The organism is Pseudomonas sp. CAU 1711 (assembly GCF_039888625.1).
Lineage (GTDB): Bacteria > Pseudomonadota > Gammaproteobacteria > Pseudomonadales > Pseudomonadaceae > Aquipseudomonas.
The window spans coordinates 103,135-129,775 of record NZ_JBDQQT010000013.1 but is presented as its reverse complement, the minus strand read 5'-3'; the positions used below and the strand labels follow the sequence as shown (position 1 = coordinate 129,775).

Here is a 26,641-nt window from a genome sequence, read left to right as displayed (position 1 = left end):
CACTGTGCCGCCGGCCTACCATCCCGAGATCAGGGAGCCAACTCCTTGGCACTCGACGAAGCCAGGCTCGACTTGAAAAAGCGCCATACCAGAGCCAGGACGGCTACGCCAGTCACCCCTGCCACGATGAACAGCGACTCGTAGCCCAGCCACTTGGCCAACACCCCGCTGCACGCCCCGATTATCCCCGCCAGCAACACCTGTGCGCTGGCCTGCAGGGTGAAGTCCGCGCCCTCATGCTCAGGGCGACACATGCGCATCATCACGGCGAACAGGGCGACGGTGGACATGCCGTCGGCGGTCTGCTCGAACAGCGAAAGCGCATAGACCAGCCCCACTTCGCTGCCCCTGCCCACCAGCACTGCCATGCCGGCGATACCGAAGGCCTGCAGCGCGCCGAAGATCAGCAGCGAGCGCAGCGCGCCGAGGCGGGCATAAAGCAGGCCGCCGAGCAGGGCGCCGCCGATGCCGGCCAGGCTGCTGATCAGGGTCAGTTGACCGAGGGCGGCAGTGTCCCAGCCCTGGTCCACCAGCATTGGCTTGATCATCGGCGAGCCCAGCGCGTCGCCGAGCTTGAAGGTCAGTACCACGGCCAGCCAGGCGAGCACGCCCGGCTGCGCCAGCAGGCCTTTGTAATGCCGCCAGAGCAGGCCTGGGCCGGCGGGCTCGGCCTGCTCGATCTGCTGCGGCAGCAGGCGCTTTTCCGGAAACAGCCAGATCGGCAGGGTCAGCAGCAGCAGGGCTCCGGCCAGTAGACCGATGGAGAGGTTCCAGCCCAGCCCGCCGATCACCAGCAACAGGCCGCTGCCGCTGGCCAGCATGCCGACCTTGTAGCCGCCGACCTGCAGGCTGTTGCCAAGCCCACGCCAGCGCTCGGGCAGCAGGCGTACGGCCAGGCCGTCGGTGGCCACGTCCTGGCTGGCGGCGGCCAGATTGATCAGCAGCAAGGTGCCCAGGAGCAGCCAGAAGGCGGAACCGAACAGGGCCTGCGGCTCGATCAGCGCCAGCCCCGCCAGACAACCGATCACCACGGTTTGCAGCGGCAGGATCCAGCCTCGGTGATGGCCGAGGCGGCGCGAGCCGAGGCGGTCGATCCAGGGCGCCCACAGCACCTTGAGCAACCAGGGCAGCGCCAGCAGCTTGAGCAGGCCGATCAAGGCCAGATCGACGCCATGCTGACGCAGCAGGACCGGCAGCGAATGGGCCACCAGCCCGGACGGCAGGCCCTGGGCGCAGTAGAGCGAAGCCAGCAGCACCAGGGTGGTATTGGACGGACGATCGGAGGCGGTCATTGAAGGTTTTCCTAAGGCTCTGGTGGCCGGTGAAGAGCAGAGCATGCAGCGCACAAAACAGAATATAAACCTCAAAAAACATTCTTAGACTATCTAAGCAGCAGGCCTTATCTTCTCGCCTCTGTGTGGCCGCTCCGAGCGTGCCCGATACCTCGTCCGAGATTCGCACGCGTTAAGGATGCCCATGGCCTGGGATTCACTGCCCCTGATCTTCGTCGCCGCCCTGCTGGTCTGGGTGCTCTATGCCTTTGTCCGCGAGAAGTGGAGCCCGGACATAGTCGCGGCCATCGCCGTGGCGGCCCTGCTGGTCAGCCAGTTGCTGGAGCCCAAGGAAGTGCTCAGCGTGCTGAGCAACTCGGCACCGGTGACCATCGCCTGCATGTTCGTGCTGTCCGCGGCGCTGGAGCGCACCGGCTGCATCGACGCCCTCGGCAACTGGCTGGGCGACCTGGTGGGCACCAGCCCGATCCGCGTGCTGGCCGGCCTGACGGTCACCGCCCTGGTGATCTCCGCCTTCCTTAATAACACCCCGGTGGTGGCCATCCTCACCCCGGTGGCCATCTCCCTGGCTCGTCGCGCCGGCACCCTGCCATCCAAGCTGCTGATCCCGCTGTCCTACGCCACCATCCTCGGCGGCACCCTGACCATGATCGGCACCTCGACCAACATCCTGGTCGACGGCGTGGCGCGCAAGGCCGGCCTGCAGCCGTTCGGCATGTTCGAGATCACCGCCGCCGGCCTGATTCTGGCCGGCGCCGGCATGCTCTATCTGCTGACCATCGGCCACCGCCTGCTGCCCGAGCGCGAGACGCTGTCCAAGCAGCTGCGCCCGGACTTGGGGCGCACCTTCATGAGCGAGCTGCTGGTGCCGCACGACTCGCCGATGATCGGCAAGAGCCTGGCCGAGGCCAACCTCAACGGCGGCAGTGGCATGCAGGTGCTGAAGATCTTCCGCGACCAGTTGGAGTACACCGAGCCGGGTCATGACACCGTACTGATGGCAGGCGACCAGTTGGTGATCCACGGCCAGGTCAAGGACGTGGTCGAGCTGCGCGGCAGCGGTCACCTGAGCTTCAACCGCGGCGAGGCCTTCGAAACCATCAGCAACCACGACGTGGTGCTGGCCGAGGCCATAGTCGGGCGCAACTCGCGCTTCAGCAACCGCCCCATGCGCGACCTCGACCTGACCGCGCGTTACGGCATCGCCGTGCTCGCCGTGCACCGCCAGGACGAAAACATCTCGGGCAACCTGGACGAGTTCCAGCTGCAGTTCGGCGACGTGATGCTGGTCGAGGGCACCCCAGCCCAGATCAAGCGCTTCGCCGACAATGGCGAGCTGATCAGCCTCAACACCGTGCAGGAGCGCTCCTTCCGCCGCGACAAGGCGCCCATCGCCATCGCCGCGACCCTGGCGGTGATGCTGCTGGCCGCCCTGGGCGTGATGCCCATCGAGGGCCTGGCGATCATCGGCGCGGTCAGCGTGCTGGCCACCCGCTGCCTGGATGTGGAAGACGCCTACAAGGCGGTGGACTGGAAGATCCTCAGCCTGATCTTCGGCATGCTGGCGATCAGCATCGCCATGGACAAGGTCGGCCTGATCAAGGTGGTGGTGGAAGGCATGATGGGCTGGCTGCCCTGGGCCGGGCCGCTGCTGATGCTGAGCTTCATCTACCTGTTCACCTCGGTCCTCACCGAAGTGCTGTCGAACAACGCCGTGGCGGTGCTGGTCACCCCCATCGCCATCGGCGTGGCCCAGCACCTGGGCGTCGACCCGCGCGCCTTCGTGGTCGCCGTGATGTTCGCCGCCAGCGCCAGCTTCGCCACGCCCATCGGCTACCAGACCAACACCTTCGTCTACAACGCCGGCGGCTACCGCTTCACCGACTTCATGCGCGCCGGCGTCCCGCTCAATCTGCTGCTGTGGTTGGTCGCCAGCTTCGTCATCCCCTGGTTCTGGCCGCTGGTGCCGGTCTGATCCCGGTCGGCTCCCGAGAGGAGAAAGTGTCCTGAACGACGCCCTGCTGATTCCTTGCCCAGGCTGCAATGGCCTCAATCGCATCCCCGCCGAGCGCCTGGGCGATGCGCCACGCTGCGGTCGCTGCAAAGGCGCCGTGCTGCCGGGCGCGCCCCTCGAGCTGAATCAGGCCTCGTTCGCCGCCCAGCTCATGGGTGATCTGCCGCTGCTGCTCGACATCTGGGCCGACTGGTGCGGCCCCTGCAAGGCCTTCGCCCCGACCTTCACCCAAGCCGCCCGCGAACTCAGCGGTCGCGTGCGCCTGGCCAAGCTGGACAGCAAGGCCAATCCGCAGCTGGCCGCCCAGCTCGGCATCCGCTCCATCCCCAGCCTGATCCTGTTCCGCGGCGGCGTGGAGGTGGCCCGCCAGAGCGGCGCCCTGCCGCTGCCGCAACTGCTCGGCTGGCTGCGCGCCCAGGGCATCTGAGCGAATCGGTCAGCCTCGCCGAGCTCCACGGTCATTGCCGGCAACGCGCCAGCGGCTAGGCTCGGGGTTCCCACGCAAGGAGCCGCGACATGCCACTAGCCACCGAGATGGCCCGCCTGTTCACCGAGGAAAAGATCGACTTCGTCAAACGCAGCGGGCTCAAGGCCGAGCGTCTCGAACCCGGCTTCGTATGCCTGCGCATGCCACTGGACGGCAACCGCAATCACATCGGCACTCTCTATGCCGGCGCCCTGTTCACCCTGGCCGAGATCCCGGGCGGCGCCCTGTTCCTGACCAGCTTCGATACCCAGCGCTTCTTTCCGCTGATCAAGGAGATGAACCTGCGCTTCCTGCGCCCGGCGAGCAGCGACATCTTCGTCGAGGCCCATCTGCCGGGCAGCGAGATCGAGCGCATCCAGGACGAAGCGCAGCGCCTCGGCAAGGCCGACTACCAGCTCGAACTGCAGCTGCAGGACTGCGATGGCCAAACAGTGGCGCAGAGCACAGCGCTGTATCAATTGCGCAGAGTCTGACGCGCGGGACTTGCCGTGGATCGAAAGCAGGTCTATCAAGGGAGTTCAGACTAAAAACCCGCAGAGGTTTCACAGCGCCACGCCATGCGCGGCGCAAGGGGAAAGAGAGATGACAGGACACATCCTTATAGCCCACGATTTGCGCAGCACTGCCGACCTCGCCCTGCGCCGTGCTACCCAGCTGGCCCGCCAGCACGGCGCCCGCCTGACGCTGCTTCACGTGTTCGATCCCAAGCTGAGCCAGGGCGAGCGCGAGCGCATCGAACAGAGCCTCGACCACAGCCTCACCCAGTTCGCCCCACCCGGCAGCCAGTTGCGCCTGATCCAGGGCAAGCCCGCCGAGGGCGTGCTGGAGCAGGTTCAGCAGAGCGGCGCCGACCTGCTGGTGCTGGGCGCCCATCACCAGCGCCATGAGCTGTTCTCCGGCACCACCCTCGATCGCATCGCCCGGCGCTGCCCAGTGCCCCTGCTGCTGGCCGCGCGCGACGAGGACAGCGCCTATCGCAGCGCGGTGGCCGCCCTCGACTTCTCCCTGTGCGCCTGCACCGCCCTGCACCAGGCCTGCCTGCTGCTGCCGAGCGAGGCCAGCATCCACGCCCTGCACGTGTTCGAGCCGCAGAAGAACGCGGCCATCGCCGAAGCCGAGCTGCGCACCCAGCGCGCCCTGATCGACCAGCTGATCCACGACGAGGCCCTGCGCCTGCCCACCACGGCCCCCCAGCTCAGCCATGAGGTCAAGGTCGGCAGCATCCTGCGCACCCTGCAGGACTACATCAATCGCCAACAACCGCAACTGCTGGTGCTGGGCAGCCACGGCCGCAGTGCCCTGTCCCAGGCCCTGCTCGGCAGCCTGGCGCAGCACTTCCTGCACAAGGCGCCCTGCGACGTGTACGTGGTGCGCTGACCGCCCCGAACAACAACGGCGCCCATGGGCGCCGTTGTTGTTCGGGGCGGGATATCAGCTTTCCAGCAGACCGTGCAGCTCGACGAATTGCTGGGTCAGCTTGTGGCTGCGGTCCAGGTGAATCAGCGGCATGCAGGCCTGGTGCGACTCGCGCATCTTCACCGAGCTCATCAGGTTCACCGGCAGCACCGGCAGACCCTCCTCGATCAGCTCGTCGAGCAGTTGCTGCGGCAGCGTCGCGCGGGGCTGGAACTGGTTGACCACTATGCCCTCGACCTCCAGGTCCTCGTTGTGGTCCTCCCTGAGCTCCTCGATCTCGGCCAGCAGGCCGTACAGGGCATTGCGCGAGAAGCTGTCGCAATCGAAGGGAATCAACACGCGATCGGCGGCGATCAGCGCGGAAACCGTATAGAAGTTCAAGGCCGGCGGCGTGTCCAGGTAGATCCGGTCATAGTCCTCGGCCAGATCCTCCAGCAGCTTGCGCAGCTTGTTGATCTTGTGCTTCTGCTCCAGCTTGGGCTGCAGCTCGGCCAGCTCGGCGGTGGCGGTGACCACGTGGAGGTTGTCGAAGGGCGTCTCGTAGATGTCCACCTTGCCCTTCTTGAAGGAGGTGGCCGACAGCGTCTGCTTGAAGAAATCGGCGATGCCCATGGGGATGTCGCCCCCCGTCAGGCCGGTGAGGTAGTGGGTCGAGTTGGCCTGGGCATCCAGGTCGATCAACAGGGTCCGATAACCCTCGGCCGCGCTCACCGCCGCCAGATTGCAGGCAATACTGGACTTGCCCACCCCGCCCTTCTGATTGAACACCACACGCCGCATGTCACACCTCCCTGATTGCAGATGGACGGATTCTATGCAAAGCCCATGACAAGGGTCGACCTCCCGTCAGCCCAGATGTATCAAAATTTGCGCAGCCTGGACGCGGCCAGGATAATACCGGCCCCTGGCCATGATCCCCGGCTCCCGGCCGGCGCGGATCGCAGTAGACATGGATGCCCGGTATAGGGTCGAGTAGAGCCTCAGCGTGACGAACTTCCGGATCGAACAATGGTGTGCCTGGGCTCCTGGCCTGGACAGCGCAGCCGACTGGTGCGCCTGGCAGCAGGCCCCCTGTGCGCCTGCCGATAATGGCGAGCAGCCCGATGTCAGCGTTCTCCCGGCCCTGCAGCGCCGCCGCCTGAGCCGCCTGGCGCGCATGGCCTTCCACGTCGCCTGGCCGCTGGCCGAGACGCACGGCCCCATGCCCCTGGTATTCGCCTCGCGCCACGGCGAGACCCCACGCACCCTGGCCATCCTCGAAGACCTGGCCCACGACGAGCCGCTCTCGCCCACCCAGTTCAGCCTCTCGGTGCACAACGCCATCATCGGCCTGTGGTCGATCCAGCGCGGCGACACCAGCGAGATGACCGCCCTGGCCGCCGAAGGCGACGGCCTGGAGCAGGCCATGCTGGAGGCCGCCACCCTGCTCGGCGAGGGCGCCGCCGGCGTGCTGCTGCTGGTCGCCGAGGAGACGCCGCCGCCGCTGTACGGCCCCTATATCGACGACGTGCCCTTCCCCTACGCCGTGGCCCTGCTGCTGCGCCCGGGCGATGAATGGCAACTGCGCCTCAGCGAAGGCGCGGGGCCACGCACCGCATGGCCGCACGCCCTGGAACTGGTCCGCGCCCTGAGTGGCGGCGCGGACTCCCTGCAACATCACTGGAAACGCCGGCAATGGAACTGGTCTCGCAGCAAGGCCTGAGCGCCTACTCCGCGCCCTACTGGTGGCGCCTGATCGCCACCGCGCTGAGCTTCTCGCTGTTCGGCATCGGCGGCGTGCTGCTGCGCGTCGTCGTCTTCCCGCTGCTGGCCCTGCTGCCGGGCGACGCCCTGGCCCGCCGCACCCGCGCCCGTGCCGTGGTCAGCCGGACCTTCTACTGGTTCGTCCAGTTCATGTTCCGCAGCGGCGTGCTGACCTACGAGGTGGAAGGCGCCGAGCGCCTGGGCCGCCCGGGGCAGATGGTGATCGCCAACCACCCCTCGCTGATCGACGTGGTGGTGCTGATCGCCTTCATCCGCGACGCCAACTGCGTGGTCAAGCAGAGCCTGTGGGACAACCCCTGCATGCGCGGGCCGATCCGCGCCTCCGGCTATATCAGCAACAGCGGCAGCCTGGACATGCTGGAAGAGGCCGCCGGCGCGCTGGAGCAGGGTCAGACCCTGATCGTGTTCCCCGAGGGCACGCGCACCACGCCGGGGCAGGCACCGCAGTTCCATCGCGGCGCGGCGGCCATCGCGGTGCGTGGCGCCCGCATCGTCACCCCGGTGGCGATCAGCGTGACGCCCACCACCCTGACCAAGGCCGAGCCCTGGTACAGCATTCCGTCGCGCCGTTTCCATTTTCGCCTGCGGGTCGGGGAGGATATCGACCCGCGGCAATTCACCGAGCAGGCTCCGCTGCCGATTGCCTCGCGCAAGCTCAACGACCATCTGCACCAACACTTCATGAAGGAGCTCGCAACAGATGAGCGATCTGCAAACTGAGATCAAGCACCTGATCATCGAGGCCCTGGGCCTGGAAGACATGGCCGCCGAAGATATCGCCGCCGACCTGACCCTGTTCGGCGAAGGCCTGGGCCTGGACTCGGTGGACGCCCTGGAGCTCGGCCTGGCCATCCAGAAACGCTTCGGCATCAAGATCGACGCCGAAGCCAAGGACACCCGCCAGCACTTCGCCAATGTCGCCAGCCTGGCCGCTTTCGTCGCCGCGAAACAGACCGCCTGAGGACGCTCGACCATGAACAACCGTGAAGAGATTTTCGCCACCCTGCAGGCTGCCCTGGTCGAGCTGTTCGAGCTGGACGCCGAGCGCGTGACCCTCGAGGCCAACCTCTACGAAGACCTGGAGATCGACAGCATCGACGCCGTCGACCTGATCGACCATATCAAGCGCCAGACCGGCAAGAAGATCGCCGCCGAACAGTTCAAGGCCGTGCGTACCGTCGGCGATGTGGTCGAGGCCGTGTACCTGCTGGTCCATGCCGAAGCGGCCAGCGACTGAACCATGGCTCGCCTGCTCGGCCTGCTGCTGCTCGTAGCCGGTCTGCTCTACCCCTTCGCCGTCTATTACGGCATGGAGCATTTGTCGCCGCGCCTGTTCGCCGCCCTGCTCGGCGGCCTGTGGCTGGCTCGCGCGCTGAGCCAGCAGGGCAGGCCCGGTGGGCGCTGGATGGCCGGCGCGGCCCTGGCCTTCTGCGCCCTGCTCGGCCTGGCCGGTGAGCCGGCGCTGCTGCGCTGGTACCCGGTGCTGCTCAACCTGATGCTGCTGGCCCTGTTCGGTCTGTCGCTGATCTATGGCCCGCCGCTGGTGGAGCGCCTGGCGCGCCTGCGCGAGCCTGAGCTGCCGGAGCACGCGGTGCGCTACACGCGCAAGGTGACCGGGGTGTGGGCCGCATTCTTCCTGGTCAACGCCCTGGTGGTGACGGCCCTGACCCTGTGGGCGCCGCTGAGCTGGTGGACGCTCTACACCGGACTGATCGCCTACGCCCTAATGGGCCTATTGTTCGCCGCTGAGTGGTTGATCCGCCAGCAAGTAAGGTCTGACCTAAGGAGAAGAGCCGGATGACCTGGCTGGGACTCGCCGATCATCTGCTGCACCCCCTGGCCGGCCGCGCCGTGGCGCTGGAGCCGGCACTCGACCATGCTCAGCTGCAGCAGCGCGCCCTGCGCCTGGCCGGTGCCCTGCAGGCGCGCGGCGTGCAGCGCCTGGCGCTGTACCTGGAAGACGCAGGCGACTTGACCATCGCCCTGCTCGGCGCCTGGCGCGCCGGCGTGGCCGTGCTGCTGCCGGCCGACGCCCAGGCGCAGAGCCGCCAGCACCTCGCCGCGCAGGCCGATCTGTGGCTGGACAGCCTGGACGGCCTGGACGGCGAGGCCCTGGCGCCCGCCGCCCTCGACCTCGACGCCTGCCGCCTGACCCTGTGCACCTCCGGCTCCAGCGGCGCACCCAAACCGATCGACAAGTCCCTGCGTCAGCTGGCCAACGAGATCGAGGCCCTGGAGCGGCTGTGGGGCGACGACCTGGCCGGCGCGACCATCCTCGGCAGCGTCGCCGCCCAGCATATCTACGGCCTGCTGTTTCGCGTGCTCTGGCCGCTATGCGCCGGCCGCCCGTTCTGGCGCCGCGCCCTGCCGTTTCCCGAAGACCTGCAGCGCGAGAGCCTGAGCCAGCCGGCGTTTGCCTGGGTCGCCAGCCCTGCCCTGTTGAAGCGGATGGGCGACAATCTCGACTGGCAGGCATTGAGTGCGGTGCGTCGGGTATTTTCCTCCGGCGGTGCGCTGCCGGCGGAAGTCTCCGTGGCGCTGGGCGAGCAGCTCGGCCAGCGCCCGACCGAGATCTACGGCAGCTCCGAGACCGGCGGTATCGCCTGGCGCCAGGACGGCGAGCTGTGGACCGCCTTCCCCGGCGTGGAGCTCGCCCTGAACGACGAGGGCGCCCTGCGCATCGCCTCGCCCTATCTGCCGGCCGGGCACGTCGAGCAGAGCATGGACGCCGCCGAGCTGCAGGCCGATGGCCGCTTCGCCCTGCGCGGACGCCTGGACCGCATCGTCAAGCTGGAAGAGAAACGCATCTCCCTGCCCATGCTGGAGCAGGCCCTGAGCCAGCACGAGTGGGTCGCCGACGCCCGCCTCGGCGTGATCCAGGAAGGCCGCGCCTTCCTCGGCGCCCTGCTGGCGCTGAGCCCGGCCGGCCTGCACGCCCTGCGCAACCAGGGTCGCAAGACCGTCACCGAAACCCTGCGCCAGCATCTGGCCGGCCACTGCGAGGCCATCGCCCTACCACGCCGCTGGCGCCTGCTGCTGGAGCTGCCCTACAGCAGCCAGGGCAAGCTGGCGCAGAGCAAGGTCGACGAACTGGTCGCCACGCCGCGGCCGACCCGTGTCGAGCCGCGCAAGGCCGAGCTGGTCGACGGCGAGTGGCAGCTGGAGCTGGACGTGCCGCCGGACCTGGCCCACTTCACCGGCCACTTCCCGCAGACCCCGGTGCTGCCCGGCGTGGTGCAGGTCGACTGGGCCCAGCGGCTGGCGCGCCAGCTGATCGCCGATCTGCCGCCACGCTTCTGCGGCATGGAAGTGCTCAAGTTCCAGCAGCTGGTGCGCCCCGGCGACCGCATCCAGCTGAGCCTGCGTTTCGATGCTTTACGCGGCAAGCTGTACTTCGCCTACCGCAACGGCGAGGCACCCTGCTCCTCCGGGCGCATTCTGCTGGGGGCGGCGCAGTGAGTCTGCTTGTGCCTGGCAGTCCCTCACCGGTACGCCGGCCGCCCCAGCCCTCTCCCGGAGGGAGAGGGAGTAGATCGTGCCGGGCTCAAGCCTACAGTTCCCCTCTCCCCTCGGGAGAGGGGCCAGGGGTGAGGGAACTCGCCCATGCATAAGCCCTGCGCCGTTATCCCGGTGTACAACCACGAACACGCCCTGCCGCTGGTGGTCGCCGCCCTGCATGAGGCCGGCCTGCCCTGCGTGCTGGTCGACGATGCCTCCAGCAGCAGCTGCGCGGCGGTGATGGACGAGCTGGCCACCCGGGACAACACCTACCTGGTGCGCCTGCCGCTCAACCAGGGCAAGGGCGGCGCGGTGATGGCCGGCCTGCGCGAGGCACAGCGCCTGGGCTTTTCCCACGCCCTGCAGGTGGACGCCGACGGCCAGCACGACCTGGCCGATATCGCCACCTTCCTGGACACCTCCCGCGCCCATCCGCAGGCGCTGGTCTGCGGCTACCCGCAGTACGACGCCAGCGTGCCGAAGAGCCGCCTGTACGCGCGCTACCTGACCCATGTCTGGGTGTGGATCAACAGCCTGTCGCTGTCGATCCGCGACGCCATGTGCGGCTTCCGCGTCTACCCGCTGCCGGCCACGGTGGCGCTGCTCGACGACAGCGAGCTGGGCAGGCGCATGGACTTCGACCCGGAGATCCTGGTGCGCCTGGCCTGGCGCAACCAGCCCATGCAGTGGCTGCCGACCAAGGTGCACTATCCGCTGGACGGCCTGTCGCACTTTCGCCTGCTGCACGACAACGCGCTGATCTCGAAGATGCACGCCAAGCTGTTCTTCGGCATGTTGCTGCGCGCGCCGCTGATCCTCTGGCGCAGGTGGCGCGGATGAACGGGCACAAGACCGAGCACTGGGCCGGCCAGCGCGAGCGCGGCAGCTTCCTGCTGATGAAGCTGACCGCCGGCGCCGTGCGCCTGCTCGGCCGCCGCGCGCTGGCACCGCTGCTGTACGCCATCGTGCTGTACTTCTTCGTCTTCGGCCGCCAGGCGCGGCGCAGCATCCAGCAGTACCAGCAGCGTCTGGCCGTCTGGAGCGGGCGCGCCGAGCTGGCGCCACGCTTCGGCTCGGTGTTCGCCCAGTTCATGGCCTTCGCCGACGCCCTGCTGGACAAGCTCGACGTATGGAACGGCCGTCTCGGCCTGGAGCAGATCCAGCTGCTCGACCCGGACGGCGTGCGCCAACGCCTGCACAACGAGCCGCGCGGGCAGATGCTGGTCGGCGCCCACCTGGGCAACCTCGAGGTGTGCCGCGCCCTGGCCGAACTGGGCGAGAAGGTGCAGATGAACGTGCTGGTGCACACCAAGCACGCCGAGCAGTTCAACCGCCTGCTGGGCGAGGCGGGGGCCAGCCATATGCGCCTGATCCAGGTCAGCGAGCTGGATGCGGCGATCATGCTGCAGCTGTCCGAACGCCTGGAGCGCGGCGAATGGCTGGCGATCGCCGGCGACCGCGTGCCGCTGCACGGCGGGCGCAACGTCAGCGTGGATTTCCTCGGCCAGCCGGCCGCCTTCCCCCAGGGCCCCTGGCTGCTGGCCGGGCTGCTGCAATGCCCGGTCAACCTGATGAGCTGCCTGAAGATCGACGGCCGCTACCGGGTGCGCCTGGAGCCCTTCGCCGAGCGCGTGCAATGGAAACGTAGCGAGCGCGAAACCGTGATCCGCGACTGGACGCAGCGCTACGCCCAGCGCCTGGGCGAGCACTGCCTGGACGCCCCACGACAATGGTTCAACTTCTACCCGTTCTGGAACGCCAATGATTGACCACGTGACCTTCGGCGAGCAGCCGCTGACCATCGAACAGGTGGTCGCCCTGGCCAACCGCACCACCCGCGCCCAACTGCAGGGCGATGCCGCCTACCGCGAGAAGATCGCCAAGGGCGCGCGCTTCCTCGACACATTGCTGGACAAGGAAGGCGTGATCTACGGCGTGACCACCGGCTACGGCGACTCCTGCGTGGTGGCGGTGCCGCTGCACCAGGTCGAGGCGCTGCCCAGACACCTGTTCACCTTCCACGGCTGCGGCCTGGGCAGGCTGCTCGACCCGGCCAGCACCCGCGCCGTGCTGGCCGCGCGCCTGCAGTCGCTGTGCCACGGCGTGTCCGGGGTGCGCGTGGAACTGCTGGAGCGCCTGCAGGCCTTCCTCGAGCACGACGTGCTGCCGCTGATCCCGGAAGAAGGCTCGGTCGGTGCCAGCGGCGACCTGACCCCGCTGTCCTATGTCGCCGCCACCCTTAGCGGTGAAAGAGATGTCCTCTACAAGGGCGAGCGGCGCAGCGCTGCGGACGTGCATAAAGAACTGGGCTGGACGCCGCTGACCCTACGCCCCAAGGAAGCCCTGGCGCTGATGAACGGCACCGCGGTGATGACCGCCCTGGCCTGCCTGGCCTATTCGCGCGCCGACTACCTGCTGCAACTGGCCACCCGCATCACCGCGCTCAATGTGGTGGCGTTGGAGGGCAACCCGGAGCATTTCGACGAGCGCCTGTTCGCCGCCAAGCCGCACCCGGGGCAGACCCAAGTCGCCGCTTGGCTGCGCCAGGACCTGGCCGTGGCCGAGCCGCTGCCGCCGCTGCACCGCCTGCAGGACCGCTACTCGCTGCGCTGCGCGCCGCACGTGCTCGGCGTGCTGGCCGACAGCCTGGGCCTGCTGCGCCAGTTTATCGAGATCGAACTGAACAGCGCCAACGACAACCCGCTGTTCGACGCCGAGACCGAACGCACCCTGCACGGCGGCCACTTCTACGGCGGGCACATCGCCTTCGCCATGGACAGCCTGAAGAACCTGGTCGGCAACGTCGCCGACCTGCTCGACCGCCAGCTCGCCCTGCTGGTCGACACCCGCTACAACCACGGCCTGCCGAGCAACCTGTCCGGCGCCCCGGCCGAGACCGCGATGATCAACCACGGCTTCAAGGCCGTGCAGATCGGCGCCAGCGCCTGGACCGCCGAGGCGCTGAAGAATGGCATGCCGGCGAGCCTGTTCTCGCGCTCCACCGAGTGCCACAACCAGGACAAGGTGAGCATGGGCACCATCGCCGCGCGCGACGCCCTGCGCAGCCTGGAGCTGACCGAGCAGGTCGCCGCCGCCACCCTGCTGGCCGCCAACCAGGGCGTGTGGCTGCGCCAGCGCGCCGGCAAGCAGGACATCCCCGCGCCGCTGGCGACCATGCGCGAGCAGCTGGCCACGGATTTTGCGCCGGTGATCGAGGACCGCGCCCTGGAAGGCGAGCTGCGCCTGTGCCTGGAACGCATCCGCGCCCGCCACTGGAGCCTGTATGCGTAAGGAAGGCGTGCTGCAGGCGGAGGTCGAGATCCTCGTCCCGTTCTTCGACGTGGACATGATGGAAGTGGTCTGGCACGGCCACTACGTCAAGTACTTCGAGGAGGCGCGCTGCGCCCTGCTCGACAAGCTGGGGCACAACTACCGGCAGATGCGCGACGCCGGCTACGCCTGGCCGGTGATCGACCTGCAGCTGCGCTATATCCGTGGCGCGCAGTTCGGCCAGCGCATTCGCGTGCGCGCCGATCTGGTGGAGTGGGAGAACCGGCTGAAGATCAATTACCTGATCACCGATGCGGCGACGGGCGAGCGCATGACCCGCGGTAGCAGTGTGCAGGTGGCGGTGGAGATCGCTTCTCGCGAGATGCTGTTGGCATCGCCCAAGGTGTTTGTCGAGGCGGTGGAGAGGGTCATTGCGTGAGCCGGCTCATCGCGGGACTTCGGCGCCTCGTAGGCTGGGTGGAGCGTAGCGATACCCAGCAGGCCGACGCCCGGCGCTCGGCCGATTACCGCGATGCTTCTCCACTTTCGGTTGCGCCCCCCCGGGCGCGTCACTTTTTCTTGCTTGCCCAAGAAAAAGTAACCAAAAAGAAAGGCACCCCGACATCCGGCCCCGCCTTCGGCGGGGTTCCCTCCCTCCGGACGGGGACGTCTCCGCGCCTGAAACATGACTGCGGCACCGCATGCCAGATGGCGTCTGCCAGCCCGCTCGGGCAGCCCCCTCTCCCATTTATGGGAGAGGGCTGGGGAGAGGGACACAGTCGCGAGCAGAGTTCGCTCCTACTAACCACTCGCGGGTTTCACCCGCCCTACGCAGCTAACCGAATCAAAGGCCTATATCTGCCTGTCGGTTTGAAGAAGGAGATTGTGCCGGGGTCAGTCCCGTCAGGAGGCCGAGCAGAATCATTGCGTAAGGGGTTGAGCGGCATGGATGCCGCGAGAGCGCCGATGGGCCAGGGATGGCCCTTCGGCGCGTGCCCCTGGAGCGATGATGGCGCGAGGGGAGTCGAGCGCAGCGAGACCCGTATGCCGGGCGTGTTTTCTCTTTGGTTACTTTCTCTTTGCACGAGCAAAGAGAAAGTAACTCGCCCGGGGGGGCGAAACCCAAAGTCAAAAACCAACTCGGCAATCAGCCAGATACTCGCCGCCCTGGCACTGTTGCTGGCAATCCCAACAGCGAAGGCCTTCGACCTGGCCGACCTCAGCGCCCAGCTCGCCAAACCCACGGTGGTCCGCGGCCCCTTCGTGCAGGAAAAGCACCTGCGTGCCCTCCCCACGCCCCTGACCAGCCAGGGCCAGTTCACCCTCTCCCGCAACCACGGCCTGCTCTGGCTGCTGCGCAAGCCGCTCAAGCAGGACTACCGCATCAGCGACAGCGGCATCGCCCGCCGCACGCCCGCAGGCTGGCAACGGCAACCCGGCCAGGACGTCGCCGCCCAGCAGAGCCGCCTGTTCCTCGCCGTGCTCAAGGGCGACCACAGCGGCCTTGCGCGCGACTTCGAGCTAAAGCTCAGCGGCGAGCCAAACGCCTGGCGGCTCGAACTCACCCCCCACTCCCTGCTGCTCAAGCAGATCTTCAGCGCCATCCGCATCGACGGCGGCGCGCTGGTCGAGCGCATCGAGCTGATCGAGACTCAGGGCGACCGCACCGTTCTGAAACTGCCGCAGAGCCAGGCCGGCGACGCGCTGACCGCGCAGGAGCGCGCCGACCTTGTCGACTAACGCACGCCACCTGCTACCGCGCCTGTTCCTGGCCCTGCTGCTGGCCACGCTGGCGCTGGCCGCCTGGCAATGGCGCGACGGCCCGCCGGTGCAGGCCAGCATGCTTGCCCTGCTGCCCAAAGGTGCCGGCGACGAGCTGGTGCAGCAAGCCGAGCGGCGCATGCAGGAGCCGCTGTCGCGCGAGCTGCTGATCCTGATCGGCCATCCACAACGCGAGCGCGCCATCGCGCTGGTGCGCCAGGCCGGCGAGCGGTGGCAGGCCAGCGGCCGCTTCGACAGGCTGCAGTGGAGCCTGCAGGCCGATCTCGCCGCCATTCGTCAGCAATTGCGCGCCAGCCGCCTGGCCCTGCTGACGGCGAACGACCGCCAGCTGTTGATCGAACAACCGGACAGTTTCATCGAGCAGCGCGCCGCGCAGCTGTTCGACACCTTCGCCGGCTTCGGCCTGCTGCCCACCGAGCGGGACTGGCTGGGCCTCGGCCTGCGCGCCCAGCAAGCGCTCAACCCCGGCAGCCGCATCCAAGCCGACCTCGGTAGCGGCGCCCTGCTGCTGCAGGAAGACGGCATCACCTGGGCCCTGCTGCGCCTGCGTACCCGTGGCGATGCCTTCGACATGCAGGCGCCGCCGCAGATCGCCGCCGCCGTCGCCGAGCTGCGCCGGCGGGTCGAGCACGAAGGCGGCCAGCTGCTGGCCGCCGGTGGCGCACTGCACGCGGCGGCCGGCCAGGCCAAGGCCACCCGGGAGATCGGCCTGATCGGCGGCGGCGCCACCCTCGGCACCCTGCTGCTTCTGCTGCTGGCCTTCCGCCGTCCGCGCGTGCTGGTCAGCCTGCTGCCGATGGGCGTGGCGCTGCTGGCCGGCTGCACCGCCTGCGTGCTGGTGTTCGGTCAGATCAACGCGCTGACCCTGGTGCTCGGCGCCAGCCTGGTCGGCGTCGCCGCCGACTACCCGCAGCACTACCTGAGCAAGAGCTGGGGCGATGGCCAGTGGTCGAGCTGGGCGGCCCTGCGCGAGACCCTGCCGGGCCTGAGCCTGAGCCTGGGCACCAACCTGGCCGGCTATGTGGCGCTGGCCTTCACGCCCTTCCCGGCGCTGACCCAGATCGCCCTGTTCTCCGCCGCCGGCCTGATCGGCGCCTACCTGTGCTCGGTGTGCCTGCTGCCGGCCTGGCTGCACAATCTGCGCTTGCAACCACCGAGCAGCCTGCGCCACGTCGCCGAGCGCCTGGTGCAGCGCCGCGAGCGCCTGCTGGCACGCACCGGCAGCTGGCCGTGGCTAGCCGCCCTGCTGACGTTCTGCGCCGGCGGCCTGTGGCAGCTGACGCCGCAGAACGACCTGCGCCAGTGGCTGGGCCAGGAGCCACGGCTGATGGCCGAGGCCAGGCGCATCGCCGAACTCACCGGCCAGCAGCCCACCAGCCAGTTCTTCCTGGTGCGCGGCGCCGACCCGCAGCAACTGCTGCGCCGCCAGGCCGAGCTGAGCCAGCGCCTGGACGCCGCCATCGCCGCCGGCCAGCTGCGCGGCTATCGCGCCCTTAGCCAGTTGGTCGCCCCCGAGAGCGAGTTGGCGCCGCTGCGCACAGCTCTGGCCAAGCTGCCGCAACACTGGCAACCGCTGCTCGACCTCGGCCTGCCGGAGGCGGCGCTGCGCGCCGAACTGGACGACTTGCTGAGCTCGCCGCAGCCCAGCCTGGAACAGGCCCTGGCCGGCCCGCTGGGCGAGGCCTGGCGCCCGTTATGGCTGGGCCGCCATGGAAACGAAGTGGCCGGCATCGTCAGCCTGCAGGGCCTGAATGACGCCGCCCTGCTGCGGCAGGCCGCGGAAGGGTTGGCGGGCGTGCAGCTGGTCGACCGCCTGGGCGAGCTGAACGAGCTGTTCGCCGCCACCCAGCTCAGCGCCGCGCAGCTGAAACTGCTCTCCAGCGCCGCGATCCTCCTGCTGCTGTGCCTGCCCTTCGGCCTCGGCGGTGCGCTGCGGGTGATCTGCCTGCCGCTGCTGTCGGCCCTGGCGGCGCTGGCCTGCCTGGGCTGGCTGGGCCAGCCGCTGACCCTGTTCAGCCTGTTCGGCCTGCTGCTGATCACCGCCATCGGCGTCGACTACGCCATCCTGGTGCGCGAGAACATCGGCGGCCCGGCCGTCAGTCTGCTCGGCACCCTGCTCTCGGCGCTCACCGCCTGGCTGTCGTTCGGCCTGCTGCTGCTCAGCCAGACGCCGGCCATCGCCAACTTCGGTCTGGCCATCAGCCTCGGCCTGCTGTTCTGCTTCCTGCTGTCGCCCTGGGCTGCGGCGAGCCCAAGCGAGGAGGCGGCGGCATGAGCGTGTTCGCCTTCTGGCTGCTGGCCCTGGCGATCTACGCCCTGGTCGCCCTCCTCGGCGGCCGCCGGCTGCTTCCCATAGTCGGGCAGTTGCTGGTCGCCGCCCTGGCGATTCCCACCCTGCTGCTGGCTTGGGTCGAGCCGCACTGGCAACTGGGTGCCGCCGACCTGCTCGAACCGGGCTGGCTGAGCCTGGCCTATGACCTGTGCTTCGCCCTGTTGCTGGGCTACATCCTCAGCGACGTGATCGACCTCGACCTCAGCCCGGCCTGCCTGAAGATCGCCCTGCCCAGTTTCCTGGTGCCGATGCTGGCCGGCCTGGCCTGCGCCCTCTGGCTGCTGCCCGGCGAACGCGGCTGGCTCGGTGCGCTAGGCATCGGCCTGCTGTTCTCCATCACCGCGATTCCGGTGCTCTACCTGTTCCTGCAGAGCATCGACTACCCGCAGGAAGCCAGCAAACGCCTGCTGCACGCGGCGATCCTGATGGATCTCCTGTGCTGGAGCCTGTTCGGCCTGGCCCAGGGCAGCAGCCACCCGGCCAGCCTGCTATGGCCGCTGCTGGCCGCCGCGCTGCCGCTGGCGCTGCGCCTGTTCCGGCTGCGCCATCCGCTGCTCTACAGCCTGCCGTTCTTCGCCCTGATGCTGCTGTTCCAGCAGCTGGGGCTCAACGCCCTGGTGTTCGGCATCGCCTACATGCTGTGCCTGGGCTGGATTAAACAACCCTTGGCCCTGCCGCTGCCGGAGCGGGCCTGGAAGCTGCTGCTGAACGGCCTGGCGGTACCGCTGATCCTCACCTGCGGCGTGCTGCGGGTGGACTTCCATGGCCTGGGTCAAGACTACTCATGGGCGCTTATCGCGGCCCTGCTGGTGCTGCCGGTGCTGAGCAAGGTACTGGGCAGCTGGCTCGGCCTGCACTGGGCCGAGCCGGGGGCCGCGGCGCGGGTGAAGTGGCACCAAAGCCTGCTGCTGAATATCCGCGGCCTCACCGAGATCGTCTTCCTCAACCTGCTCCTGCAACTGCAGCTGATCGATTCGCCGATCTACTTCGGCCTGCTGCTGATGAGCCTGTTCTCCACCCTGCTGCCGGCGCTGCTCGGCAGGCATGCCCACCACAACGAGGCACGAAGCCGCTATGAAGTCTCCTGAGCTCGAACAACGTCAGATCGTGGTCATCGGCGCGGGCCCGTCCGGCGCCATCGCCGCCGCCATCCTCAAGCGCCAGGGTCACGACGTACTGGTGCTGGAGCGCCAGCGCTTCCCGCGCTTCTCCATCGGCGAGAGCCTGCTGTCGCACTGCCTGGACTTCGTCGAGGAGGCCGGCATGCTCGAAGCGGTGCAGGCCGCCGGCTTCCAGACCAAGCACGGCGCGGCCTTCGCCTGGGGCGAGCGCTACAGCGAGTTCGACTTCCGCGACAAGTTCAGCGCCGGCCAGGGCTCGACCTACCAGGTGATCCGCGCCGACTTCGACAAGCTGCTGGCCGACCAGGCCGAGCTGCAGGGCGTGGAGATCCGCTACGAGGAAGAGATCTTCGCCGCCGACTTCGCTGGCGACTGCCCGCGCCTGTCGGTGCGGCGCCTGGCCGACGGCCATGAATATGAGGTGGAGTGCGCCTTCGTCCTCGACGGCAGCGGCTACGGCCGGGTGCTGCCGCGCCTGCTCGACCTCGACACGCCATCCGCCTTCCCGGTGCGCCAGGCGGTGTTCACCCATGTCGAGGACCGCATCGACCCGGCCAGCGGCTTCGACCGCGAGAAAATCCTTATCACCACGCATCCCACTCTCAGGGACGTGTGGTTCTGGACCATCCCGTTCAGCAACGGCCGCTGCTCGCTGGGCGTGGTCTGCGCCGCCGAGCACTACGAGGGCCGCCCGCAGGACCTGGACGCCTGCCTCAAGCAGTTCGTCGCGGAAACGCCGAGTCTCTCCAAGGTCTTGGAAAACGCCGTCTGGGATACCCCGGCGCGCGCCATCGGCGGCTACGCGGCCAACGTCAAGCGCCTGCACGGCCCGGGCTTCGCCCTGCTGGGCAACGCCGCCGAATTCCTCGACCCGGTGTTCAGCTCCGGGGTGACCATCGCCATGCGCTCGGCGAGCATGGCCGCCGGCCTGCTGCACCGCCAGCTCGGCGGCGAGACGGTGGACTGGGAGAACGAGTTCGCCATCCCGCTCAAGCGCGGCGTGGATACGTTCCGCGTGTATGTGCAGGGTTGGTACGATGGCAGCTTCCAGGACGTGATCTTCTACGAGAAGGCCTCGCCGGAGATCCGCCGCATGATCTGCTCGATCCTCGCCGGCTACGCCTGGGACCAGAAGAACCCCTATGTCGCCGAGCCCAAGCGCCGCCTGGGCGTGCTCGCCGAACTCTGCGCCCTGAACTAAGGACAGCCCAGCCGATGGAACGCGCCGCCGCCACCTATGTCGAGGAAACCCGCTTCGGTTTCTGGTTCCTGCAGAGCCACGTCTGGCAGCACCATGTGCTGCGCGTGGCGATCGACGACCTCAAGCGCCTGATCGACGCGCCGCTGCCGCAGGCACCGGTGCTGCTCGACGCCGGCTGCGGCCAGGGCCGCTCGTTCCGCCTGCTCGACGAGGCGTTCGCCCCGGCGCGCATGATCGGCCTGGATGCCGACCCGCACAGCCTCGACTGTTCGCGCGCCGAGGCCGAACGCCTGGGCCTCGATGTGCAGCTGATCGCCAGCGACTGCGCGGCCATCGACCTGGCCGATTCCAGCGTCGACATCCTGTTCTGCCACCAGACCTTCCACCACCTGGTCGAGCAGGAGCGGGCCCTGGCCGAATTCTGGCGCGTACTGAAACCGGGTGGCCTGCTGCTGTTCGCCGAGTCGACCAAGTTCTACATCGACACCTGGGTGATCCGCTGGCTGTTCCGCCACCCCATGCAGGTGCAGAAGAGCGCCGAGGAGTACCTGGGCATGCTGCGCCAGCAGGGCTTCCAGTTCACCGAGCGCAACGTCTCCTACCCCTACCTGTGGTGGAGCCGCGCCAGGGACTTCGGCCTGCTGGAGCGCTGCGGCCTCATGCGGCCCAAGCCGTTCGGCCAGCGCGACGAGACCCTGGTCAACGCGGTGGCGCGCAAGCCGTGATGCCGCGCGTCCTGCTGCTCGCCCTGGCCCTGCTGCTCGGCGCCTGCGCCGGGCATACGCCCGTGCCGCGCGAAAGCCCTCCGTTGGTCGCGCAGTTGCCGCTTAGCCTGCAGATCGAACGCCAGCAGGCCGGCACCCGGCAGGACTGGCTGCTGGTGCTGCAGGCCGAAGGCGAGACGCTGCGCTGGTCGCTGTTCGACCCGCTCGGAGTGCCCCTGGCGCGCCAGCTGCTGCACGGCGGCGAGTGGCGCAACGACGGCCTGCTGCCGCCGCATGCCGAGGCCCGCGAGCTGTTCGCCGCCCTGCTGTTCGCCCTCGTCGCCGATGAGGCTCTGCAGGCCTATCCGGCCGGCAGCTGGCAGCGCGGCGCCGATGGTCAGCGCCGGCTTAACCCGCACTGGCGAATCCGCTACCGTGGCGCACTGGATTTCACCCTCGCCGCCCCCGACCTGAGCTACCGGGTGCGCGCACTGAACCAAGAAGAAGGCGACTGATGCCCAGCTATCTCAATGCCCTCGGCCTGCTGTGCGCCCTGGGCGAAGGCAAGCAGGCGGTGGCCGATGCACTGCTGGCCGGCGACGCTACCGGCATGCGCGCCGAGGACGGCTGGGTCAGCGACCGCCGCCTCACCGTCGGCGCCGTGCGCGCCACGCTGCCGGCCATGCCGCAAGGCTTCGCCGCCGCCCATAGCCGCAACAACCAGCTGCTGCTGGCCGCGGCCCTGCAGATCGAGCCCGAGCTGCGCGCCGCCATCACCCGTTACGGCGCGGCTCGCGTCGGCCTGGTGCTGGGCACCAGCACCTCGGGCATCCGCGAGGCCAGCACGGGCATCGCCCGCTTCCTGCACGAGGGCGAGTTGCCCGCCGAATACGACTACGCCCAGCAGGAGATGGCCGCGCCGGCCACCTTCCTCGCCGACTGGCTGCAACTGGCCGGCCCGGTGTACTGCCAGTCCACCGCCTGCACCTCCAGCGCGCGTGCCCTGCTCAGCGCCCATCGCCTGCTGCAGCAGGGCCTGTGCGACGCGGTGATCTGCGGCGGCGTGGACAGCCTGTGCCGCCTGACCCTGAACGGCTTCTCGGCCCTCGAAGCGGTATCCGCCGAGCCGTGCAACCCGTTCTCGGCGAACCGCCACGGCATCAATATCGGCGAGGGCGCCGCGCTGTTCCTCATGACCAGAGAGACCAGCCCGATCGCCTTCTTCGGCGGCGGCGCCAGCTCCGACGCCCATCATATTTCCGCGCCTCACCCGGAGGGGCTGGGCGCCCGCGCGGCGATGCAGAAGGCCCTCGACTGCGCCGGCATCGAGGCCGGCGCAATCGACTATCTCAACCTGCACGGCACCGCCACGGCGCACAACGATGCGATGGAGAGCAAGGCGGTGCATGGGCTGTTCCCGGCCACCCTGCCCTGCTCCTCGACCAAGCCGCTGACCGGCCACACCCTGGGCGCCGCCGGCGCGCTGGAGGCGGCCTTCTGCTGGCTGGTGCTGAGCGAGCACAACCGCGACGGCCTGCTGCCGCCGCACCTGTGGGACGGCCAGGCCGACCCGGCGCTGGCGCCGCTGCGCCTGGTGCAGGCCGGCGAGCGTCTGGCACGCAACGGCGGGCGCCGGCTGATGAGCAACTCCTTCGCCTTCGGCGGCAACAACGTCGCGCTGATCCTGGGTGATGCGCCACAGCGAGACGCGCCATGAGCCCGTGGCCGATCGCCGAGCTGGTGCCGCATGCCGGCGATATGATCCTGATCGACGAGGTCGTCAGCTTCGCCGCCGAGGATATCGAGACCCGCCTCACCGTGCGCCCCGGCGGCCTGTTCAGCCAGGCCGACGGCAGCCTGCCGGCCTGGGTCGGCATCGAGCTGATGGCGCAGAGCGTGGCCGCCTATGCCGGCTGCCAGGCGCGCCAGGCCGGCCTGCCGGTGGAGCTGGGCTTCCTCCTCGGCACGCGCAAGTTCGAGTGCAATGTCGAGCGCTTCCCGGCAGGCAGCACGCTGCGCATCAAGGCCCTGCGCTCGCTGCAGGACGACAACGGCATGGGCGTGTTCGAGTGCCACCTGGAAGGCCCCGGCATCCATGCCGAGGCGCGCCTCAATGTGTTCCGCCCGCCCGAAGTGGCGAGCTATCTGCAAGAGCAAGAGCAATGACCGAAACAATTCTGGTAACCGGCTCCAGCCGCGGCCATGTGGCCCGAGCCAGCGTGGCGCGCCGTTTGCCGCAAGAAGGGGAAAGAGCCCATGACTGAAACCGTCCTCGTCACCGGCTCCAGCCGCGGCATCGGCCGGGCCATCGCCCTGCGTCTGGCGCGCGGCGGCTACGATATCGTCCTGCACTGCCGCTCGCGCCGTAGCGATGCCGAGGCCGTGCAGGCGCAGATCGCCGAGCTGGGCCAGCAGGCGCGCATCCTGCAGTTCGATGTGTCCGATCGCGCCGCCTGCCGCGCGGCGCTGGAAGCCGATGTGGAGCAGCATGGCGCCTACTATGGCGTGGTGTGCAACGCCGGCCTGACCCGCGACGGCGCCTTCCCGGCGCTGACCGACGAGGACTGGGACCAGGTGCTGCGCACCAACCTGGACGGCTTCTACAACGTGCTGCACCCGCTCACCATGCCGATGATCCGCCGCCGCAAGGCCGGCCGTATCGTCTGCATCACCTCGGTGTCCGGGCTGATCGGCAACCGCGGCCAGGTCAACTACAGCGCCTCCAAGGCCGGCGTGATCGGCGCGGCCAAGGCCCTGGCCATCGAGCTGGGCAAGCGCAGGATCACGGTCAACTGCGTGGCGCCCGGGCTGATCGACACCGAGATTCTCGACGAGCAGGTGCCGGTGGAGGAGATCCTCAAGATGATCCCCGCCGCGCGCATGGGCAGCGCCGAGGAAGTGGCCGGCGCGGTGAATTTTCTGATGTCCGAGGAGGCGGCCTATATCACCCGCCAGGTCCTCGCGGTAAACGGCGGGCTATGTTGATGAGTAATGGCAAACGAGTGGTCGTTACCGGCATGGCCGGTATTACCTCGCTGGGCAGCGACTGGCCGAGCATCTCGGCCGCCTTCAAGGAGGGCCGCAGCGGCATTCGCCGCATGCACGAGTGGGATCGCTTCGGCGAACTGAACACCCGCCTGGGCGGCCCGGTGGACGACTTCGTGCAGCCCAAGCACTGGTCGCGCAAGCAGACCCGCAGCATGGGCCGGGTGTCCAAGCTGGCGGTGTACGCCGCCGAGCGCGCCCTGGAGCACGCCGGCCTGCTCGGCGACCCGTGCATCCAGGACGGACGCATGGGCGTGGCCTGCGGCTCGTCCACCGGCAGCACCGACGAGATCAAGACGTTCGGCAATATGCTGCTCAATTCCGTGGCGGACGGTCTCAACGCCAACTCCTACATCCGCATGATGCCGCACACCACGGCGGCCAATATCAGCATCTTCTTCGGCCTCAAGGGCCGCCTGATCCCCACCTCCAGCGCCTGCACCAGCGGCAGCCAGGGCATCGGCTACGCCTACGAGGCGATCAAGTACGGCCGGCTGAAGATGATGCTGGCCGGCGGCGCCGAGGAGCTGTGCCCGACCGAAGCCATGGTATTCGACGCGCTCTACGCCACCAGCCTGAAGAACGACACCCCGCACCTGTCGCCGCGCCCCTACGACGCCGGCCGCGACGGCCTGGTGATAGGCGAAGGCGCCGGCATCCTGGTGCTGGAGGAGCTGGAACACGCGCTGGCCCGTGGCGCCACCATCCACGCCGAGATCGTCGGCTTCGGCTGCAACTCCGACGGCATCCACGCCACCAAGCCGGAACAGGCGACCATGCGCGGCGCCATGGAGCTGGCCCTGGAAGATGCAGGACTGGCCCCCGAGGCCATCGGCTACGTCAATGGCCACGGCACCGCCACCGCCCAGGGCGACGTGGCCGAAAGCCAGGCCACCAGCAGCCTGTTCGGCCCGCGCATGCCGATCAGCTCGCAGAAGAGCTTCCTCGGCCATACCCTGGGCGCCTGCGGCGCGCTGGAGTCCTGGTTCAGCATCGAGATGATGAACGGCGACAGCTACGTGCACACCCTCAACCTGGACGACATCGATCCGCAGTGCGGCGAGCTGGACTACCTGCGCGGCGAGTTCCGCCAGATGAGCCATAGCTACGTGATGAACAACAACTTCGCCTTCGGCGGGGTGAACACCTCGCTGATCTTCAAACGCTGGAACTGAAACCCACCCCACAGGGAGCCGTGCATGACCCGCAGTATCAAGACCCTCTGCCTCGTCCTGACCCTCGTCGGCGTCGCCGCCTGCAGCCGTCAGCAACCGGTGCTGACCATACACCAGCAGGTGCCGCCGCACGCCACCGCGCTGAACGAGCAGACCCTGCGGCCGGCGCTGATCCGCGCATTGGTGCGCTGCAAGTGGAGCGTCGAGCAGGAAGAGGCCAATCGCATCCTGGCGCGCATCGACTTCCGCGGCCACAGCGCGTCCATTACCCTCGACTACGTCGCCGACCGCTACGATATCCGCTACCGCGACAGCCACGACCTGGACTACGAGAACGGTAAGATTCACAAGCGCTACAACGCGCTGGTGAAGAAACTGAACCGGGCCATCCAGCAGGAAGTCCGTATCGCGCAGAACCTAAACACCCAGCCCCTGCAGTAGCCCACAAGGAGAGAGCCATGAGAAACCCATACTGGATCGTCGCTGCACTGTGCATGAGCCTGTTGCCGAGCGTCAGCCAGGCGCGTGACACCACCCACTTCCTGCCGTTCGAGCAGGTCCTGCAGGAGGCACTGAACGCCGGCCGCCTGGACGGCAGCGTGAAGTTCTACCTGGCCGGCAACAAGCCGGCCGGCGCCGTCAGCGTAGTGCGCTCGAGCGTGACCACCAGCCAGAAGACCAACGCCTTCAACAAGAGCGACGAGGCTGCCTGCTCCTGGGCCCTGCAGTCCGCGCTGATCCGCATGCAGAACGCCGCCAAGCAGGCCGGCGCCAATGCCGTGGTCAACATCGTCAGCAACTACAAGAACGTGGTCTACTCCGACGCGCAGAAGTACGAGTGCCACGCCGGCGCCCTCATGGCCGGCGTCGCGCTGAAGGCCGACTTGGCGAATGTGAAGTGAGCGGCCGAGCCGCACGATAGCCGGCGGCTACTGCGCGGCTCAGAAAAGATACGGCACGAACATCCGGCTGCGCGCCATGTAAGTGCCGTAGGCCTGGCCGAAATAGGCCAGGCACTCACGCTCCTCGCGGCGCGCGGCACACCAGAGCAAGAAGCTGGAGAGCAGCGCCAGCGGCACTGTCGCGGCATCCATGCGCTTGCAGGCGATGCCCCAGGCCAGCAAGAGCAGCGAGCAGTACATCGGATGGCGGATGTAGCGGAAAATGCCGCTGGTCACCAGCTGCGAGGTACGCTCGAACGCGAATAACTCGTCATCCTGGCGTCGTGCATCGGCCCGTCCATAGCGCCGCATCTGATAGATGCCCGCGAACAGCACCAGCAGCGACAGGCTGAGCAGCAACCAGGAGAGGCCCTGCAGAGCGTTGCGCTCATCGAGCCAGAACGGGCCGTTGCGGAGCAGCATGAGCAGCATCGTTTCCCAGGCCAGAAACCGATAGAAGCCATGGCTGCGCGGATTGCCCAGCGTGCGCCAGGAAATGCCCGCAAGCGCCGCGCTGAGCGCCACGAAAGCTACCAACTGCCAGATCGCCACCACTCCCTCCCTCGCCCCTGGGGGTAATTCCCTCTGTTACACTGCGC

Annotated in this window: 29 protein-coding genes; 26 read left to right on the top strand and 3 right to left on the bottom strand. The window is 68.3% G+C overall.

The window, feature by feature from the left end:
- Window positions 1-29 precede the first annotated feature (29 nt).
- The gene (locus AAFN46_RS15900) at window positions 30-1,292 is read right to left on the bottom strand and encodes an MFS transporter (protein WP_347809668.1); all 1,263 of its coding nucleotides are present in this window, start codon (window positions 1,290-1,292) and stop codon (window positions 30-32) included.
- A 184-nt stretch (window positions 1,293-1,476) separates the two neighbouring features.
- Between AAFN46_RS15900 and AAFN46_RS15895 the strand changes: the two genes are divergently transcribed.
- The 4 genes from AAFN46_RS15895 (at window position 1,477) to AAFN46_RS15880 (ending at window position 5,170) form a co-directional block, all read left to right on the top strand.
- Window positions 1,477-3,267 carry an SLC13 family permease gene (locus AAFN46_RS15895; protein ID WP_347809667.1) on the top strand — a complete coding sequence of 597 codons (1,791 nt, stop codon included), beginning with the start codon at window positions 1,477-1,479 and terminating at the stop codon, window positions 3,265-3,267.
- A gap of 31 nt (window positions 3,268-3,298) precedes the next feature.
- Window positions 3,299-3,733 (top strand): thioredoxin TrxC, encoded by a 435-nt coding sequence (gene trxC, locus AAFN46_RS15890; RefSeq protein WP_347809679.1) that lies wholly within the window; start codon window positions 3,299-3,301, stop codon window positions 3,731-3,733.
- 89 nt (window positions 3,734-3,822) lie between these two features.
- A complete protein-coding gene (locus AAFN46_RS15885; protein ID WP_347809666.1) occupies window positions 3,823-4,266 on the top strand; it encodes a YiiD C-terminal domain-containing protein in 444 nt (147 codons plus the stop codon).
- 109 nt (window positions 4,267-4,375) lie between these two features.
- Entirely contained in the window at window positions 4,376-5,170 is a 795-nt protein-coding gene (locus AAFN46_RS15880; RefSeq protein ID WP_347809665.1) for a universal stress protein, read from the top strand.
- Window positions 5,171-5,224: 54 nt separating this feature from the next.
- Here AAFN46_RS15880 and AAFN46_RS15875 read toward each other — a convergent pair whose 3' ends face one another.
- Entirely contained in the window at window positions 5,225-5,989 is a 765-nt protein-coding gene (locus AAFN46_RS15875) for a ParA family protein (protein ID WP_347809664.1), read from the bottom strand.
- A gap of 205 nt (window positions 5,990-6,194) precedes the next feature.
- Between AAFN46_RS15875 and AAFN46_RS15870 the strand changes: the two genes are divergently transcribed.
- From AAFN46_RS15870 to AAFN46_RS15765, 22 genes are all read left to right on the top strand, one after another.
- Window positions 6,195-6,911, top strand: a complete 717-nt coding sequence (locus AAFN46_RS15870; RefSeq protein ID WP_347809663.1) for a beta-ketoacyl synthase chain length factor — start codon at window positions 6,195-6,197, stop codon at window positions 6,909-6,911.
- A complete protein-coding gene (locus AAFN46_RS15865; RefSeq protein WP_347809662.1) occupies window positions 6,884-7,693 on the top strand; it encodes a lysophospholipid acyltransferase family protein in 810 nt (269 codons plus the stop codon). The genes AAFN46_RS15870 and AAFN46_RS15865 overlap by 28 nt, the downstream gene beginning before the upstream one ends.
- The gene (locus tag AAFN46_RS15860; protein WP_347809661.1) at window positions 7,674-7,934 is read left to right on the top strand and encodes a phosphopantetheine-binding protein; all 261 of its coding nucleotides are present in this window, start codon (window positions 7,674-7,676) and stop codon (window positions 7,932-7,934) included. The genes AAFN46_RS15865 and AAFN46_RS15860 overlap by 20 nt, the downstream gene beginning before the upstream one ends.
- 12 nt (window positions 7,935-7,946) lie before the next feature.
- Entirely contained in the window at window positions 7,947-8,210 is a 264-nt protein-coding gene (locus AAFN46_RS15855; protein ID WP_347809660.1) for an acyl carrier protein, read from the top strand.
- Window positions 8,211-8,213: 3 nt separating this feature from the next.
- On the top strand, window positions 8,214-8,774 hold the full coding sequence (locus tag AAFN46_RS15850) for a hypothetical protein (protein WP_347809659.1): 561 nt from the start codon (window positions 8,214-8,216) through the stop codon (window positions 8,772-8,774).
- Window positions 8,771-10,432, top strand: a complete 1,662-nt coding sequence (locus tag AAFN46_RS15845) for an AMP-binding protein (RefSeq protein WP_347809658.1) — start codon at window positions 8,771-8,773, stop codon at window positions 10,430-10,432. The genes AAFN46_RS15850 and AAFN46_RS15845 overlap by 4 nt, the downstream gene beginning before the upstream one ends.
- A 144-nt stretch (window positions 10,433-10,576) precedes the next feature.
- Window positions 10,577-11,311, top strand: a complete 735-nt coding sequence (locus tag AAFN46_RS15840; RefSeq protein ID WP_347809657.1) for a glycosyltransferase family 2 protein — start codon at window positions 10,577-10,579, stop codon at window positions 11,309-11,311.
- Window positions 11,308-12,240: a glycosyl transferase gene (locus tag AAFN46_RS15835; RefSeq protein WP_347809656.1), complete on the top strand. Its 933-nt coding sequence runs from the start codon at window positions 11,308-11,310 to the stop codon at window positions 12,238-12,240. The genes AAFN46_RS15840 and AAFN46_RS15835 overlap by 4 nt, the downstream gene beginning before the upstream one ends.
- Window positions 12,233-13,762 carry an aromatic amino acid ammonia-lyase gene (locus AAFN46_RS15830; protein ID WP_347809655.1) on the top strand — a complete coding sequence of 510 codons (1,530 nt, stop codon included), beginning with the start codon at window positions 12,233-12,235 and terminating at the stop codon, window positions 13,760-13,762. The genes AAFN46_RS15835 and AAFN46_RS15830 overlap by 8 nt, the downstream gene beginning before the upstream one ends.
- Entirely contained in the window at window positions 13,755-14,180 is a 426-nt protein-coding gene (locus AAFN46_RS15825) for an acyl-CoA thioesterase (RefSeq protein ID WP_347809654.1), read from the top strand. The genes AAFN46_RS15830 and AAFN46_RS15825 overlap by 8 nt, the downstream gene beginning before the upstream one ends.
- A gap of 728 nt (window positions 14,181-14,908) precedes the next feature.
- On the top strand, window positions 14,909-15,481 hold the full coding sequence (locus AAFN46_RS15820; protein WP_347809678.1) for an outer membrane lipoprotein carrier protein LolA: 573 nt from the start codon (window positions 14,909-14,911) through the stop codon (window positions 15,479-15,481).
- Window positions 15,471-17,798, top strand: a complete 2,328-nt coding sequence (locus AAFN46_RS15815; protein ID WP_347809653.1) for a hypothetical protein — start codon at window positions 15,471-15,473, stop codon at window positions 17,796-17,798. The genes AAFN46_RS15820 and AAFN46_RS15815 overlap by 11 nt, the downstream gene beginning before the upstream one ends.
- A complete protein-coding gene (locus tag AAFN46_RS15810; protein WP_347809652.1) occupies window positions 17,795-18,943 on the top strand; it encodes a sodium:proton antiporter in 1,149 nt (382 codons plus the stop codon). The genes AAFN46_RS15815 and AAFN46_RS15810 overlap by 4 nt, the downstream gene beginning before the upstream one ends.
- Window positions 18,930-20,177: an NAD(P)/FAD-dependent oxidoreductase gene (locus tag AAFN46_RS15805; protein ID WP_347809651.1), complete on the top strand. Its 1,248-nt coding sequence runs from the start codon at window positions 18,930-18,932 to the stop codon at window positions 20,175-20,177. Before AAFN46_RS15810 ends, AAFN46_RS15805 begins: the two co-directional genes overlap by 14 nt.
- 14 nt (window positions 20,178-20,191) lie before the next feature.
- Window positions 20,192-20,902: a class I SAM-dependent methyltransferase gene (locus tag AAFN46_RS15800; protein ID WP_347809650.1), complete on the top strand. Its 711-nt coding sequence runs from the start codon at window positions 20,192-20,194 to the stop codon at window positions 20,900-20,902.
- Window positions 20,902-21,396: a hypothetical protein gene (locus AAFN46_RS15795; protein WP_347809649.1), complete on the top strand. Its 495-nt coding sequence runs from the start codon at window positions 20,902-20,904 to the stop codon at window positions 21,394-21,396. The genes AAFN46_RS15800 and AAFN46_RS15795 overlap by 1 nt, the downstream gene beginning before the upstream one ends.
- Entirely contained in the window at window positions 21,396-22,598 is a 1,203-nt protein-coding gene (locus AAFN46_RS15790) for a beta-ketoacyl-[acyl-carrier-protein] synthase family protein (protein WP_347809648.1), read from the top strand. Before AAFN46_RS15795 ends, AAFN46_RS15790 begins: the two co-directional genes overlap by 1 nt.
- Entirely contained in the window at window positions 22,595-23,047 is a 453-nt protein-coding gene (locus tag AAFN46_RS15785; protein WP_347809647.1) for a hotdog family protein, read from the top strand. Before AAFN46_RS15790 ends, AAFN46_RS15785 begins: the two co-directional genes overlap by 4 nt.
- A gap of 90 nt (window positions 23,048-23,137) precedes the next feature.
- Window positions 23,138-23,866, top strand: coding sequence for a 3-oxoacyl-ACP reductase FabG (fabG, locus tag AAFN46_RS15780; protein ID WP_347809646.1), 729 nt, complete (start codon window positions 23,138-23,140; stop codon window positions 23,864-23,866).
- Window positions 23,860-25,101, top strand: coding sequence for a beta-ketoacyl-ACP synthase (locus tag AAFN46_RS15775; protein ID WP_347809645.1), 1,242 nt, complete (start codon window positions 23,860-23,862; stop codon window positions 25,099-25,101). Before fabG ends, AAFN46_RS15775 begins: the two co-directional genes overlap by 7 nt.
- Before the next feature lie 24 nt (window positions 25,102-25,125).
- Window positions 25,126-25,542 carry a hypothetical protein gene (locus AAFN46_RS15770; protein WP_347809644.1) on the top strand — a complete coding sequence of 139 codons (417 nt, stop codon included), beginning with the start codon at window positions 25,126-25,128 and terminating at the stop codon, window positions 25,540-25,542.
- Window positions 25,543-25,559: 17 nt separating this feature from the next.
- Window positions 25,560-26,003: an excinuclease gene (locus tag AAFN46_RS15765; protein ID WP_347809643.1), complete on the top strand. Its 444-nt coding sequence runs from the start codon at window positions 25,560-25,562 to the stop codon at window positions 26,001-26,003.
- A gap of 39 nt (window positions 26,004-26,042) precedes the next feature.
- On the opposite strand, the gene AAFN46_RS15760 is transcribed toward AAFN46_RS15765, so the two are convergent.
- On the bottom strand, window positions 26,043-26,594 hold the full coding sequence (locus AAFN46_RS15760) for a methyltransferase (protein ID WP_347809642.1): 552 nt from the start codon (window positions 26,592-26,594) through the stop codon (window positions 26,043-26,045).
- Window positions 26,595-26,641: the final 47 nt, after the last annotated feature.